The organism is Citrobacter sp. Cf118, assembly GCF_030334095.1.
Classification (GTDB): domain Bacteria; phylum Pseudomonadota; class Gammaproteobacteria; order Enterobacterales; family Enterobacteriaceae; genus Citrobacter; species Citrobacter freundii.
Map to the genome: position 1 here is coordinate 67,968 of NZ_JAOWES010000056.1, position 14,327 is coordinate 82,294.

Sequence of the window (14,327 nt, forward strand, 5' to 3'; positions counted from 1 at the left end):
CCGCCGGCGCAAACCGGGCGGGGTTTTTCGTTTCAGAGACCTGCCCGGAGCAAAGGCCCAGAATAAAAGGACTGGAGCATGGCAAGTTCGGGCATAACATCCAAGCGTACGCGTTTTACGGGCGCAGAATTCATCGTTCATTTCCTGGAACGTCAGGGGATTCAGGTCGTCACCGGTATTCCAGGCGGCTCGATTCTTCCCGTCTATGACGCCTTAAGCCAAAGCACACAAATCCGTCATATCCTGGCGCGCCACGAGCAGGGCGCGGGGTTTATCGCGCAGGGAATGGCGAGGACCGATGGCAAACCCGCCGTCTGTATGGCCTGTAGCGGACCTGGCGCAACCAACCTGGTAACCGCCATTGCCGATGCGCGTCTGGATTCCATCCCGCTGGTGTGTATCACCGGGCAGGTTCCGGCCTCAATGATCGGCACCGACGCTTTCCAGGAAGTCGACACCTACGGCATCTCTATCCCCATCACTAAGCATAACTATCTGGTCCGCCATATCAGTGAATTACCGCAGGTCATGAGCGATGCGTTCCGCATCGCGCAGTCCGGACGTCCAGGCCCGGTGTGGATAGACATTCCTAAGGATATTCAAACCGCCGTTTTTGACATTGAAGAGATGCCGGAACCCGCGCAGAAAATGGCGGCACCAGCGTTCGGCCAGGACAGCATTCGCGATGCTGCAGCTATGATTAACGCCGCCAAACGCCCGGTGCTGTATCTCGGCGGCGGCGTAATTAACGCGCCGGAACGTGTTCGTGAGCTGGCCGAAAAAGCAAAACTGCCGACCACTATGACCTTGATGGCGCTCGGCATGCTGCCAAAAGCGCATCCGCTGTCGTTAGGCATGCTGGGCATGCACGGCGCGCGCAGCACCAACTTTATTCTGCAAGAAGCGGATTTACTGATTGTTCTGGGCGCACGTTTTGATGACCGGGCGATTGGTAAAACCGAACAGTTCTGCCCGAATGCCAAAATCATCCACGTGGATATTGACCGCGCGGAGCTGGGTAAAATCAAACAGCCGCACGTGGCGATCCAGGCAGATGTCGATGAGGTTCTGGCACAATTGATCCCGCAGATTGAAGCGCAGCCGCGTGAAGAGTGGCATCAACTGGTGTCTGACCTGCAGCAAGAATTTCCGTGCACGATCCCCCAGGAAAAAAATCCGCTCAGCCACTATGGATTGATCAACGCCGTGGCTGCCTGCGTAGACGACAGCGCCATTATCACCACCGACGTAGGCCAGCATCAGATGTGGGCGGCACAGGCTTACCCGCTGAACCGTCCGCGCCAGTGGCTGACCTCCGGCGGTCTGGGAACCATGGGCTTTGGCCTGCCTGCGGCGATTGGTGCGGCCCTGGCCAACCCAGACAAAAAAGTGCTGTGCTTCTCCGGCGATGGCAGCCTGATGATGAATATTCAGGAAATGGCGACCGCCAGCGAAAATCAGCTGGATATTAAAATCATTCTGATGAATAACGAAGCGTTAGGTCTTGTATATCAGCAGCAGAGTCTGTTTTATAAGCAGGGCGTTTTTGCCGCGACCTATCCGGGGATGATTAACTTTATGCAGATAGCTGCCGGGTTTGGTCTCGAAACCTGCGATCTGAATAATGAAGCGGACCCACAGGCAGCGTTGCAGGAGATTATTAATCGCCCTGGACCTGCGCTAATCCACGTGCGCATCGATGCCGAAGAAAAAGTGTACCCGATGGTGCCGCCGGGTGCGGCAAACACAGAAATGGTGGGGGAATAAGCCATGCAACAGCAGACTCATGACAACGTAATCCTGGAACTCACCGTACGCAACCATCCGGGCGTAATGACTCACGTTTGCGGGCTGTTTGCCCGCCGCGCATTCAACGTGGAAGGCATTCTCTGTCTACCGATTCAGGACAGCGATAAGAGCCGCATCTGGCTACTGGTCAACGACGATCAACGTCTTGAGCAGATGATAAGCCAGATCGACAAGCTTGAAGATGTGGAGAAAGTGGCCCGCAATCAGTCCGATCCGTCGATGTTTAACAAAATCACCGTGTTCTTTGAGTGAGTTAGTCGCCGTCTGAATCTGGGGTGATCACTTTGACAGAGCCGTTCCGGCAGTGGGTTGCGTAATCTGCTGGTAACGGACGGTCGCTTATCAGTACGTCAAAGGTGGAGAGTGGACCAATGCTGGCGGGGGCGACCTCATCGAACAGGGCGTGGCGCGTCAGCAGAATTTTGCGTAATCCGCGTTCCATCGCTTTGCGTTTTGTGGCTAGATCGTCCGGATTGAACCAGCTAACGCCGAAATGCTCATGGACGCCGCTAGCGGAGATGAATACTTTTCGTGGGTTGAGCGCATCCAGCGGAGAGGGGGTGCTGGTATCGTAAAAGGCGTCACTTTTCGCCCGATAGGTGCCTCCGCAAAGAATCACCGTGGCGTTGGGTTTTTCATTTAGCGCCACGAATACCCGGTGCGAGTAGCAAATCCCGGTAAAGGAAATATCATCCGGGATCATGCTGACCACCAACGGCATTTCCGCACCATTATCAAAAAAGACCAGATCATTTTCACTTACCAGTCCCGCGGCCAGAATGGCAACCGGTAAATCGTCGCGGTGATACTGTTTTTGCGCAGGCACTGGGGCATTAACGATGGCGGCGGGCTTGTTCACCATCACAATGTAACCACCGAGCAGCGTAAGCGGTAACGGCTCGTCATCCTGACTGAGATCCCGACGAATAGTCATCACGGAAACTTCCAGCATTCGTGCCGCCTCTTTCAGATGGATTCGGTCGGTCTTCTTCAACAATTCCATCAGACGTCGAATACGTTCTTTTTGCTTAGTTTCCATGTGCTTCTCCACGAATCATGTTCCCATGTTCCTTCAGTAACATTTTTGTGTTTCTGAGAACATGGCATTGCCGCATTACTATACGTCTGACTATTCGGAAATAAAAGCGTGTTTTTTCACGTTTTATTGATTATATCCATTAACTTTCAGTCAATTGTAAGCAACTTCATTATTTGTAGTGTGATGGGGGCGCAACATTTAGCGTAATAAATAAACAATAAAATGATCTTCCAATCGCGATCCTAGTCACAAATGATACGAAAGTAACATGATAATGTTATTTTAATATCATTGTAGTGTGATTGTTTCTGAGAGGTAGTAAAATGGATATCGCGGTTATTGGCTCCAACATGGTGGATCTCATCACCTACATCAACCAGATGCCCAAAGAAGGGGAAACGCTGGAAGCGCCGGCGTTCAAAATTGGCTGCGGGGGCAAAGGCGCAAATCAGGCCGTTGCGGCTGCTAAGCTCAATTCCAAAGTACTGATGCTGACAAAAGTCGGTGATGATATTTTTGCGGATAACACTATTCGCAATCTCGAATCCTGGGGGATTAATACCACCTATGTCGAAAAGGTACCCTGCACCAGCAGCGGTGTCGCACCGATCTTTGTTAATGCGAACTCCAGCAACAGTATTCTGATTATTAAAGGAGCGAACAAATTTCTCTCCCCGGAAGATATCGATCGTGCGGCGGAAGATCTGAAAAAATGTCAGCTTATTGTCCTGCAACTGGAAGTGCAGCTGGAAACCGTTTATCACGCGATTGAATTTGGCAAAAAACACGGTATCGAAGTGTTACTAAATCCCGCCCCTGCATTACGGGAATTAGATATGTCTTATGCCTGTAAATGTGATTTTTTTGTGCCGAACGAAACCGAGCTGGAAATATTAACCGGTATGCCAGTGGATACTTATGACCATATTCGCGCAGCGGCACGTTCTCTGGTTGATAAAGGTCTGAACAATATTATCGTCACCATGGGTGAGAAAGGTGCGTTGTGGATGACGCGTGACCAGGAAGTCCATGTTCCGGCGTTTAAAGTGAACGCTGTCGATACCAGTGGCGCAGGCGACGCTTTCATCGGTTGTTTTGCCCATTATTACGTTCAAAGCGGTGATGTCGAAGCCGCCATGAAAAAAGCCGTTCTCTTCGCTGCATTTAGCGTTACCGGGAAAGGCACTCAATCATCTTATCCAAGCATCGAACAATTTAATGAGTTTCTTACCTTAAACGAATAATACTCCTGCATTGTAAAAGGTAGCACTATGAACGATAAAAACATCATTCAGATGCCCGACGGCTATCTGAATAAGACGCCTCTGTTCCAGTTTATTTTGTTATCCTGTTTATTCCCATTATGGGGATGCGCAGCCGCATTAAATGATATTCTGATTACGCAATTCAAAAGCGTATTTTCACTCAGCAACTTTGCTTCGGCATTAGTGCAGAGTGCCTTTTATGGCGGTTATTTTTTAATTGCGATTCCAGCATCATTGGTGATTAAAAAGACCAGCTATAAAATCGCCATCTTAATGGGACTGACGCTTTATATTGTTGGCTGTACGCTCTTTTTCCCGGCATCGCACATGGCCACCTACACCATGTTCCTCGCGGCAATTTTTGCGATTGCGATTGGCCTGAGCTTCCTGGAAACGGCAGCTAATACCTACAGCTCCATGATCGGCCCAAAAGCGTATGCCACTTTACGCCTGAACATCAGCCAGACCTTTTACCCCATTGGCGCAGCTGCCGGTATTCTGCTGGGCAAATATCTGGTCTTCTCTGAAGGCGAGAGTCTGGAAAAACAGATGGCTGGGATGAACGCGGAACAGATCCACAACTTTAAAGTGTTGATGCTGGAAAATACCCTTGAGCCTTACAAGTACATGATCATGGTACTGGTTGTGGTGATGGTGTTGTTCCTGCTGACCCGCTTCCCGACCTGCAAAGTCGCGCAAACGGCGAGTCATAAGCGTCCGTCAGCGATGGACACGCTGCGTTATCTGGCCAGCAATGCCCGTTTCCGTCGTGGAATTGTGGCGCAGTTCCTGTACGTGGGGATGCAGGTCGCGGTATGGTCATTCACCATCCGTCTGGCGCTGGAATTAGGTGATATCAACGAGCGTGACGCCTCAACCTTCATGGTCTATAGCTTTGCCTGCTTCTTTATCGGCAAGTTTATCGCCAACATATTGATGACGCGCTTCAATCCGGAAAAAGTGCTGATCCTATACTCCATTATTGGCGCGCTGTTCCTCGTCTATGTTGCGCTGGCGCCAAGCTTCAGTGCCGTGTACGTCGCCGTGCTGGTGAGCGTCCTGTTTGGACCCTGCTGGGCGACAATCTACGCCGGTACGCTGGATACTGTGGATAACGAGCATACTGAAATGGCGGGAGCTGTCATTGTCATGGCGATTGTCGGTGCTGCGGTAGTTCCGGCAATTCAGGGCTATGTGGCTGATATGTTCCACTCGCTGCAACTTTCGTTCCTGGTCTCCATGCTGTGCTTCGTGTACGTCGGTATCTACTTCTGGCGTGAAAGCAAAGTACGCAACAATCTGGCTGAAGCGACGGTTTCCTGAGGAGAACGATCATGACAACACGTATCACTCTGTGGCGGGAACTCTTTGCAGAGCATCCGCGAATCTTACTGAAAAATAGCGATTTCATGGTTACCGCGTTTCGTTATGCCAGCGGTGTGGAAGGGCTGAAGATAGAAAACAGTCGTGGACATCTGGTTATTCTGCCCTGGATGGGGCAGATGATCTGGGATGCGCAGTTTGACGGGCATGATCTGACCATGCGCAACATGTTCAGTCAGCCAAAACCGGCTGCAGAAGTGGTCGCGACCTACGGCTGCTTTGCTTTCCACTCGGGGCTATTGGCTAATGGCTGCCCGTCGCCGGAAGATTCTCACCCGCTGCATGGTGAAATGGCCTGTGCTGCGATGGATGAGGCCTGGCTGGAGCTGGAAGGCGAGAATTTGCGCGTGAGCGGACGCTACGAGTATGTGATGGGGTTCGGTCATCATTATCAGGCGTATCCTGCGGTGGTCATGCGCAAGGCGAGCGCGCTGTTTGATATTCAGATGTCGGTCACTAACCTCGCTTCAGTGGCAATGCCTTTGCAGTACATGTGCCATATGAACTATGCCTACGTCCCGGAAGCGACCTTCAGCCAGAATATCCCGGATGAAGCCATAACGCTGCGTGAATCGGTACCCGCACATGTTAAGCCTACCGAGCAGTGGCTGGCGTTTAATCAGCGGATTATTCAGGGTGAGGCTTCGCTGATGCGCCTTAATGAACCCGATTTTTACGATCCGGAAATCGTTTTCTTCGCTGACCAACTGGATAGATACACAGATAAGCCTGAATTTAGCATGATCGCACCTGATGGCACCACGTTCGTGACGCGTTTCTCCAGCGCGGAGCTGAATTATGTCACCCGTTGGATCCTCTATAACGGCGATCAGCAGGTGGCAGCCTTCGCCCTACCCGCGACTTGTCGCCCTGAAGGCTTCCTGGCAGCGGAGCGAAACGGGACGTTGATTCAGATAGAACCGAAACACACCCGCACATTTACCGTCACAACGGGCATAGCATGATCGCTCAAGGCTTGAACACCAAAGCACTTATCGTTAAGGTAAGCGCTTTTGCTGGATGGCGGTATTAATGCCTTATCCGGCCTACAACGGCACCTGCCCGTAGGCCTGATAAGCGCAGCGCCATCAGGCATGTCTTAGCGCCAGGATGAACCCATGATTACCGTTGCCCTTATTGACGACCACCTTATCGTCCGCTCCGGCTTTGCCCAACTGCTGGGGCTGGAACCTGATTTGCAGGTGGTGGCTGAGTTTGGCTCAGGCAGTGAGGCGCTGGCGGGATTACCGGGGCGCGGCGTGCAGGTCTGTATCTGTGATATCTCGATGCCAGATATCTCCGGTCTTGAACTGTTAAGCCAGTTGCCAAAAGGAATGGCGATTATCATGCTCTCCGTCCACGACAGCCCGGCGCTGGTGGAGCAGGCGCTCAACGCGGGCGCGCGTGGTTTCCTTTCTAAACGCTGTAGCCCGGATGAGCTGATCGCAGCGGTGCATACCGTTGCGACCGGCGGCTGTTACCTGACGCCGGACATCGCCGTCAAACTGGCGGCTGGTCGTCAGGATCCGCTCACCAAACGCGAACGTCAGGTAGCGGAAAAACTGGCACAAGGTATGGCGGTCAAAGAGATTGCTGCTGAACTGGGCCTGTCGCCGAAAACGGTGCACGTGCATCGCGCCAACCTGATGGAAAAGCTGGGCGTCAGCAACGACGTCGAGCTGGCCCGCCGGATGTTTGACGGCTGGCAATGAACACGCTCTGTTCCCGGTTAATCACCGTTGTTGCCTGCTTCTTTATCTTCTCTGCCGCGTGGTTTTGCCTGTGGAGCATCAGCCTGCATCTGGTTGAGCGCCCGGAGCTGGCAGTACTGCTGTTTCCGTTTGGCCTGCGTCTGGGGCTGATGCTGCAATGTCCACGTTGCTATTGGCCGGTGTTGTTGGGCGCGGAATGGCTGCTTCTTTTCTGGTTGGCTCAGGAAGTGGTGCTGGCCCATTTGCCACTTTTGATGATCGGCAGCTTCCTCACGTTACTCCCGGTGATGCTGATATCGCGATACCGCCATCAGCGTGACTGGCGTACGCTGCTGTTGCAGGGCGCGGCGCTTACGGCGGCGGCATTGCTGCAATCGCTGCCCTGGCTTGGGCAGGGTGAAGAGGCATGGAACGCGCTGCTGCTGACGCTCACCGGCGGATTAACGCTGGCGCCGATCTGTCTGGTGTTCTGGCACTATCTGACCAGCACCACCTGGCTGCCGCTGGGCCCTGCGGTGGTGTCGCAGCCAGTAAACTGGCGTGGGCGGCATCTGGTCTGGTACCTGCTGCTGTTTAGCGTCAGCCTGTGGCTACAGCTCGGTTTACCCGCCGAGCTTTCGCGCTTCACACCGTTTTGCCTCGCGTTGCCGATCATTGCGCTGGCCTGGCACTACGGCTGGCAGGGGGCGCTGATTGCGACGCTGATGAACGCCATCGCGCTGATTGCCAGCCAGACCTGGCACGATCATCCCGTCGACCTGTTGCTCTCGCTGCTGGTGCAAAGCCTGACCGGGCTGCTGCTCGGCGCGGGCATTCAGCGTCTGCGTGAGCTTAACCAGTCGCTGCAAAACGAATTAGCGCGCAACCATCGTCTGGCTGAACGCCTGCTGGAGACCGAAGAGAGCGTGCGCCGGGACGTGGCGCGCGAACTGCATGATGATATCGGCCAAACCATCACCGCCATTCGTACCCAGGCGGGTATTGTCCAGCGCCTGGCGCCGGGAAACGCAGGGGTGAAGCGTAGCGGAGCACACATCGAACAACTTTCTCTCGGCGTGTACGATTCGGTGCGTCGCCTGTTAGGCCGCCTGCGACCACGCCAGTTGGACGATCTCACGCTGGAACAGGCCATCCGCTCATTGATGCGCGAAATGGAACTGGAAAGCCGCGGCATCGTCAGCCATCTCGACTGGCGAATTGACGAATCTGCACTCAGCGAAAGCCAGCGGGTGACACTGTTTCGCGTCTGTCAGGAAGGACTGAACAACATCGTCAAGCACGCTAACGCCAGCGCGGTGACGCTTCAGGGCTGGCAACAGGATGAACGACTGATGCTGGTGATTGAGGACGACGGCAGCGGCCTGCCGCCAGGGTCGAATCAGCATGGATTTGGCCTCACCGGGATGCGTGAACGGATTAGCGCCCTCGGAGGATCGCTGTCGATTTCTTGTACGCACGGCACGCGGGTCAGCGTATCACTGCCTCAACGTTATGTGTAAGGAGCGGCCATGTTTGCGTTTTTAAAAGCCCCGGCCAATGCGCCGCTCATCACCGACAAGCAGGAAGTGGATGCCCGCTATCGCTATTGGCGGCGGCATATCCTGACCACCATTTGGCTCGGCTACGCGCTGTTCTATTTCACACGCAAAAGCTTCAATGCCGCCGTACCGGATATCCTCACCAGCGGCGTGCTGACCCGCAGTGATATTGGGCTACTGGCGACGCTGTTTTACATCACCTACGGCCTGTCGAAGTTTGTTTCCGGTATCGTCAGCGACCGCTCCAACGCCCGCTATTTTATGGGCATCGGGCTGATCGCCACCGGCGTGGTGAACATTTTGTTTGGATTCTCTACCTCACTGTGGGCCTTTGCGGTGCTGTGGGCGCTGAACGCCTTTTTCCAGGGCTGGGGGTCGCCGGTCTGCGCGCGTTTATTGACCGCGTGGTATTCGCGTACCGAGCGCGGCGGCTGGTGGGCGCTGTGGAATACCGCGCACAACGTCGGCGGGGCGCTGATCCCTATCGTGATGGCGGCGACAGCGCTGCACTACGGCTGGCGCGCCGGGATGATGATCGCTGGGCTGCTGGCGATTGTGGTGGGGGTTTTCCTCTGCTGGCGGCTGCGCGACAGACCGCAGGCGATTGGTCTGCCGCCGATTGGCGACTGGCGGCATGATGAGCTAGAAATTGCTCAGCAGCAGGAAGGTGCAGGGCTGAGCCGCAAAGAGATCCTCACCCGCTATGTGCTGCTGAATCCTTATATCTGGCTGCTGTCACTGTGTTATGTGCTGGTGTACGTGGTCCGCGCCGCGATCAACGACTGGGGCAATCTGTACATGTCTGAGACGCTCGGCGTGGATCTGGTGACTGCAAATACCGCCGTGACCATGTTCGAACTGGGGGGATTTGTCGGTGCGCTGGTGGCGGGGTGGGGCTCGGACAAGCTGTTTAACGGCAACCGCGGTCCAATGAACCTGATTTTTGCCGCCGGAATTTTGCTCTCCGTTGGTTCGCTGTGGCTGATGCCGTTCGCCAGCTACGTGATGCAGGCAGCGTGCTTTTTCACCACCGGATTCTTCGTCTTCGGCCCGCAGATGCTGATCGGTATGGCGGCTGCAGAGTGTTCGCACAAAGAGGCGGCAGGTGCAGCAACCGGTTTTGTTGGGCTGTTTGCCTATCTGGGGGCATCGCTCTCCGGCTGGCCGTTGGCGAAGGTGATGGAGGCCTGGCACTGGACCGGGTTTTTTGTGGTGATCGCCATTGCGGCGGGGATTTCCGCGCTGCTGCTGCTGCCGTTTTTAAACGCCCAGGCTCCGCGCGATCTCAACGAAGCGTGATGCACCTCACCTTTTTGCCCTGAGTGGGGCAAAACTAAGAAATTTTCCCGGTTTCACCTGGACGCTGTCTCAGGCACGTCTCCCGGCTGATTTTTACAATGCCTGCTATTCGCAGGTATAAAAATTAGCTCGGGAGTGTCAAATGCTGGCCTTTCTCAACCAGGTGCGCAAGCCGACCCTGGATCTGCCGCTCGATGTGCGGCGCAAAATGTGGTTCAAACCGTTCATGCAGTCCTATCTGGTGGTCTTTATCGGCTACCTGACCATGTACCTGATCCGCAAAAACTTCAACATCGCGCAGAACGACATGATCTCCACCTACGGGCTGAGCATGACGCAATTGGGGATGATTGGCCTGGGCTTCTCCATCACCTACGGCGTGGGAAAAACGCTGGTTTCCTACTACGCGGACGGCAAAAACACCAAGCAGTTCCTGCCGTTTATGCTGATCCTCTCTGCCATCTGTATGCTCGGCTTCAGCGCCAGCATGGGCGCGGGTTCAACCAGCCTGTTTCTGATGATCGCCTTCTATGCGCTGAGTGGTTTCTTCCAGAGTACCGGCGGCTCGTGTAGCTATTCCACCATCACCAAATGGACGCCGCGTCGCAAGCGGGGTTCTTACCTCGGTATGTGGAACATCTCCCACAACCTCGGCGGTGCGGGTGCGGCAGGCGTGGCGCTGTTTGGCGCTAACTATCTGTTCGACGGTCACGTCATCGGGATGTTTATCTTCCCGTCGATTATCGCGCTGATTGTTGGTTTTATCGGCCTGCGCTACGGCAGTGACTCCCCGGAATCTTATGGTCTTGGTAAAGCTGAAGAGTTGTTTGGTGAGGAGATCAGCGAAGAAGACAAAGAGACCGAAGAAAACGAGATGACGAAATGGCAGATTTTTGTTGAGTACGTGCTGAAAAACAAAGTGATCTGGCTGTTATGTTTCTCGAACATCTTCCTGTACGTGGTGCGTATCGGTATTGACCAGTGGTCCACTGTCTACGCTTTCCAGGAGCTAAAGCTCTCCAAAGAAGTGGCGATTCAGGGCTTTACCCTGTTTGAAGTGGGCGCGCTGGTCGGCACGCTGCTGTGGGGTTGGCTCTCTGACCTGGCGAATGGTCGCCGTGCGCTGGTGGCCTGCGTGGCGCTGGCGTTGATTATCGCCACCCTGGGCGTTTATCAGCACGCCAGCAACCAGTACGTTTATCTGGCTTCGCTGTTTGCACTGGGCTTCCTGGTATTTGGTCCGCAGTTGTTAATCGGCGTTGCGGCAGTCGGATTTGTACCGAAAAAAGCGATCGGCGCAGCCGATGGGATTAAAGGTACCTTTGCTTATCTGATTGGTGACAGCTTCGCCAAGCTTGGTCTGGGGATGATTGCCGACGGCACGCCGATTTTCGGCCTCACCGGCTGGGCAGGAACCTTCGCCGCGCTGGACACCGCCGCCATCGGTTGTATCTGTCTGATGGCCATCGTGGCCGTGTTTGAAGAACGTAAAATTCGCCGCGAGAAAAAGATTCAACAACTGAAAGTCGCTTAAGTTAAGTGTGCATTGGTAACTTTTGCCCGCCTTAATGGCGGGCTTTTTTATGCCGTGGCGTTCATCCATCGACAGCGATAAATTTGCCGCTATGATGGACATCCTGTCTGGTAATGGATGTGCGCATGATTTGGATAATGTTGGCCACCCTGGTGGTTGTTTTTGTGGTGGGATTTCGGGTGCTAACGTCCGGGTCGCGGCGGGCAATTCGCCGTCTGAGCGAGCGACTGAACATTGATGTCGTGCCAGTAGAATCGATGATCGATCAGATGGGAAAAGTACAGGGTGAGGCTTTTTTACAGTACCTCCACCGCCCTGATGAATCACATCTGCAAAATGCCGCCCAGGTGCTGTTGATCTGGCAAATCGTGATTGTCGACGGCAGTGAGCCGAATCTGCTGCAGTGGCACCGTTGGCTGCAAAAAGCTCGGCTGGCCGTGCCGATTACCGACGCGCAGGTGCGTCTGGCGCTCGGTTTTTTGCGCGAAATGGAGCCGGACATGCAGGAGCTTAATGCGTTTCAAATGCGCTATAACGCCTTTTTCCAGCCCGAAGATGGCGTGCATTGGTTGCATTGATAGTCATGCCTGATGGCGTTACGGTTCTCAGGTCGACAAAACGTGTCGCTATCTGGCAGTGGCTAATTACATCAGAACGTCCAGGCCATGTTTTTGCACGATGCTGAGTAGTTTTAATGACATCCCACCAGGTCGTTTAGCTCCGCTCTCCCATTTTTGCACTGTCGATACGCTGGTGTTCAGATAACGGGCAAAAACGGGTTGGCTTACATTTAGCTTTTCACGCAATGCTTTAATCTCAGTCGGTTGAAGATCTTCCACGTGACTAAGACTGGCTTTGTCAAAATCGCGCATCGTTTCCTGTGGAATTGCACCAACGCTAAATAATCCAGAAGCTGCGCTATGGATGGCTTCAAAGGCAGGGCTTTTGAATTTATTCTTTGCTGTCATGACAGACCTCTACCAGTTCTTTACTCTGAATCAGTGCTGCTATTTTCATATCACCGAGGCTTGCATAATGCTTCGCCAGTTCACGAAAGCCGCTTAACTCGCTACTGTTAATATTTGCTATGTTCTGCTTGGCGTACAAGAATGTATAAAACCAATGCTCTCCGCCTTTCGCAAGGATGATGGCGCGATCGCGATTTTGATTAAGCCGCTTTTTATAAACTCCTCCGCCGAGATTGTCTGCTCTTCCCTGAAGAGTGGCGGCTATTGCTTTACATAATTCATTGTCATTAATCGCATGAGATTTCGCTTCCCTGGTAAACCATTTGGTTTTGAACACTCGCATCGGGTTGACATCCTGTAACCATAAATATAGCACCTGGTGATATACTATGCATTTAGTTAGCTGTAAAAAGGGGAAAAATCAGCCACGTTCGGAATGTGCGAGCCTCTACGCAAGTGACAATGCAAAACGGTAGAGTTGCTGAAACGTTAAATACGTCACAAATTTAATGTTACACTGCGTAACTTTTCTACAATAACCCCACGCAGGTAACAAAATGAGTGAAGCTGTTGAACAAAAATCCCGCGCTGAGGCAAATTCCCGACCTAACTGGTCGGCGGTATTTGCCGTGGCGTTCTGTGTTGCCTGCCTGATAACCGTTGAGTTTCTGCCCGTTAGCCTGTTAACGCCGATGGCGCAGGATCTGGGGATTTCTGAAGGTGTGGCGGGGCAATCGGTGACCGTGACGGCATTTGTCGCCATGTTCGCCAGCCTGTTTGTGACGCAAATTATTCAGGCGACCGATCGTCGCTATGTGGTGATCCTGTTTTCGGTGCTGCTAACGCTCTCCTGCCTGCTGGTTTCCTTTGCCAACTCTTTTTCGCTGCTGCTCGTTGGCCGCGCCTGTCTCGGTCTGGCGCTTGGTGGCTTCTGGGCTATGTCGGCGTCGCTGACCATGCGTCTGGTTCCAGCTCGTACGGTGCCGAAAGCGCTGTCGGTTATTTTTGGCGCAGTCTCCATCGCGCTGGTGATTGCCGCGCCGCTGGGGAGCTTTTTAGGCGGCATTATTGGCTGGCGTAATGTGTTTAATGCGGCGGCGGTGATGGGCGTGCTGTGCACAATTTGGGTGGTGAGAGCGTTGCCTTCGCTGCCTGGCGAGCCTTCGCATCAGAAACAAAACATGTTCAGCCTGTTGCAGCGGCCGGGGGTGATGGCCGGGATGATTGCCATCTTCATGTCCTTTGCCGGGCAGTTCGCCTTCTTTACCTATATTCGCCCGATCTATATGAATCTGGCGGGCTTTGACGTTGATGGCCTGACGCTGGTGCTGCTGAGCTTCGGTATTGCCAGCTTTGTTGGTACGTCGCTTTCGTCGATGATTTTGAAGCGTTCGGTCAAACTGGCTTTAGCCGGTGCGCCACTGGTGCTGGCGCTCAGTGCACTGGTCCTGATTCTGTGGGGCAGTGACAAAGTGGTGGCGGCGGGTATTGCGATTATCTGGGGACTGCTGTTTGCGCTGGTACCGGTCGGCTGGTCGACGTGGATCACGCGCTCGCTTGCCGATCAGGCAGAAAAAGCCGGATCGGTGCAGGTCGCCGTGATCCAGCTTGCCAATACCTGTGGGGCTGCGGTGGGAGGCTATGCGCTCGATACTCTCGGACTGCTGTCACCCCTGATGCTTTCCGGCAGTCTGATGCTGCTGACGGCGCTTCTGGTGGCAGCAAAAGTTCGCATAAAGGGTATGCAATAAACTAAAGCTCGGTATGCCGGATCGCTATC

14 protein-coding genes are annotated in these 14,327 nt (G+C 53.8%); 11 read left to right on the forward strand and 3 right to left on the reverse strand.

The window, feature by feature from the left end; translation table 11 throughout:
- Positions 1-78: 78 nt before the first annotated feature.
- Both ilvB and ilvN read left to right on the forward strand, forming a co-directional pair.
- Positions 79-1,767 carry an acetolactate synthase large subunit gene (gene ilvB / locus OGX67_RS02380; protein WP_071696251.1) on the forward strand — a complete coding sequence of 563 codons (1,689 nt, stop codon included), beginning with the start codon at positions 79-81 and terminating at the stop codon, positions 1,765-1,767.
- 3 nt (positions 1,768-1,770) lie between these two features.
- Positions 1,771-2,061 (forward strand): acetolactate synthase small subunit, encoded by a 291-nt coding sequence (ilvN, locus tag OGX67_RS02385; protein WP_048218864.1) that lies wholly within the window; start codon positions 1,771-1,773, stop codon positions 2,059-2,061.
- Between the two features lies 1 nt (position 2,062).
- Here ilvN and OGX67_RS02390 read toward each other — a convergent pair whose 3' ends face one another.
- The gene (locus tag OGX67_RS02390; RefSeq protein ID WP_003023916.1) at positions 2,063-2,848 is read right to left on the reverse strand and encodes a DeoR family transcriptional regulator; all 786 of its coding nucleotides are present in this window, start codon (positions 2,846-2,848) and stop codon (positions 2,063-2,065) included.
- Between the two features lie 323 nt (positions 2,849-3,171).
- Between OGX67_RS02390 and rbsK the strand changes: the two genes are divergently transcribed.
- The 8 genes from rbsK to OGX67_RS02430 all read left to right on the forward strand — a co-directional run bounded on the left by rbsK (position 3,172) and on the right by OGX67_RS02430 (position 12,157).
- Entirely contained in the window at positions 3,172-4,092 is a 921-nt protein-coding gene (gene rbsK, locus OGX67_RS02395; protein WP_003844463.1) for a ribokinase, read from the forward strand.
- Between the two features lie 27 nt (positions 4,093-4,119).
- Complete coding sequence (gene fucP / locus OGX67_RS02400) at positions 4,120-5,436, forward strand: L-fucose:H+ symporter permease (RefSeq protein WP_003023919.1); 1,317 nt, start codon at positions 4,120-4,122, stop codon at positions 5,434-5,436.
- Positions 5,437-5,447: 11 nt separating this feature from the next.
- The gene (locus tag OGX67_RS02405; protein ID WP_192474432.1) at positions 5,448-6,461 is read left to right on the forward strand and encodes an aldose 1-epimerase family protein; all 1,014 of its coding nucleotides are present in this window, start codon (positions 5,448-5,450) and stop codon (positions 6,459-6,461) included.
- A gap of 153 nt (positions 6,462-6,614) precedes the next feature.
- Entirely contained in the window at positions 6,615-7,208 is a 594-nt protein-coding gene (gene uhpA / locus OGX67_RS02410; protein ID WP_003023923.1) for a response regulator transcription factor UhpA, read from the forward strand.
- Positions 7,205-8,707, forward strand: coding sequence for a signal transduction histidine-protein kinase/phosphatase UhpB (uhpB, locus tag OGX67_RS02415; RefSeq protein ID WP_257651373.1), 1,503 nt, complete (start codon positions 7,205-7,207; stop codon positions 8,705-8,707). Before uhpA ends, uhpB begins: the two co-directional genes overlap by 4 nt.
- Positions 8,708-8,716: 9 nt before the next feature.
- A complete protein-coding gene (locus OGX67_RS02420) occupies positions 8,717-10,045 on the forward strand; it encodes an MFS transporter (protein WP_061549943.1) in 1,329 nt (442 codons plus the stop codon).
- Positions 10,046-10,187: 142 nt separating this feature from the next.
- A complete protein-coding gene (uhpT, locus tag OGX67_RS02425) occupies positions 10,188-11,579 on the forward strand; it encodes a hexose-6-phosphate:phosphate antiporter UhpT (RefSeq protein WP_003023929.1) in 1,392 nt (463 codons plus the stop codon).
- A 125-nt stretch (positions 11,580-11,704) separates the two neighbouring features.
- A complete protein-coding gene (locus OGX67_RS02430; RefSeq protein WP_172741851.1) occupies positions 11,705-12,157 on the forward strand; it encodes a DUF1198 family protein in 453 nt (150 codons plus the stop codon).
- A 66-nt stretch (positions 12,158-12,223) separates the two neighbouring features.
- Here OGX67_RS02430 and OGX67_RS02435 read toward each other — a convergent pair whose 3' ends face one another.
- Together OGX67_RS02435 and OGX67_RS02440 are read right to left on the reverse strand one after the other, a co-directional pair.
- Complete coding sequence (locus OGX67_RS02435; RefSeq protein WP_003023937.1) at positions 12,224-12,547, reverse strand: helix-turn-helix domain-containing protein; 324 nt, start codon at positions 12,545-12,547, stop codon at positions 12,224-12,226.
- Entirely contained in the window at positions 12,531-12,890 is a 360-nt protein-coding gene (locus tag OGX67_RS02440) for a type II toxin-antitoxin system RelE/ParE family toxin (RefSeq protein WP_003023938.1), read from the reverse strand. Before OGX67_RS02440 ends, OGX67_RS02435 begins: the two co-directional genes overlap by 17 nt.
- Before the next feature lie 214 nt (positions 12,891-13,104).
- Between OGX67_RS02440 and nepI the strand changes: the two genes are divergently transcribed.
- The gene (nepI, locus tag OGX67_RS02445; RefSeq protein WP_003840662.1) at positions 13,105-14,298 is read left to right on the forward strand and encodes a purine ribonucleoside efflux pump NepI; all 1,194 of its coding nucleotides are present in this window, start codon (positions 13,105-13,107) and stop codon (positions 14,296-14,298) included.
- Positions 14,299-14,327: the final 29 nt, after the last annotated feature.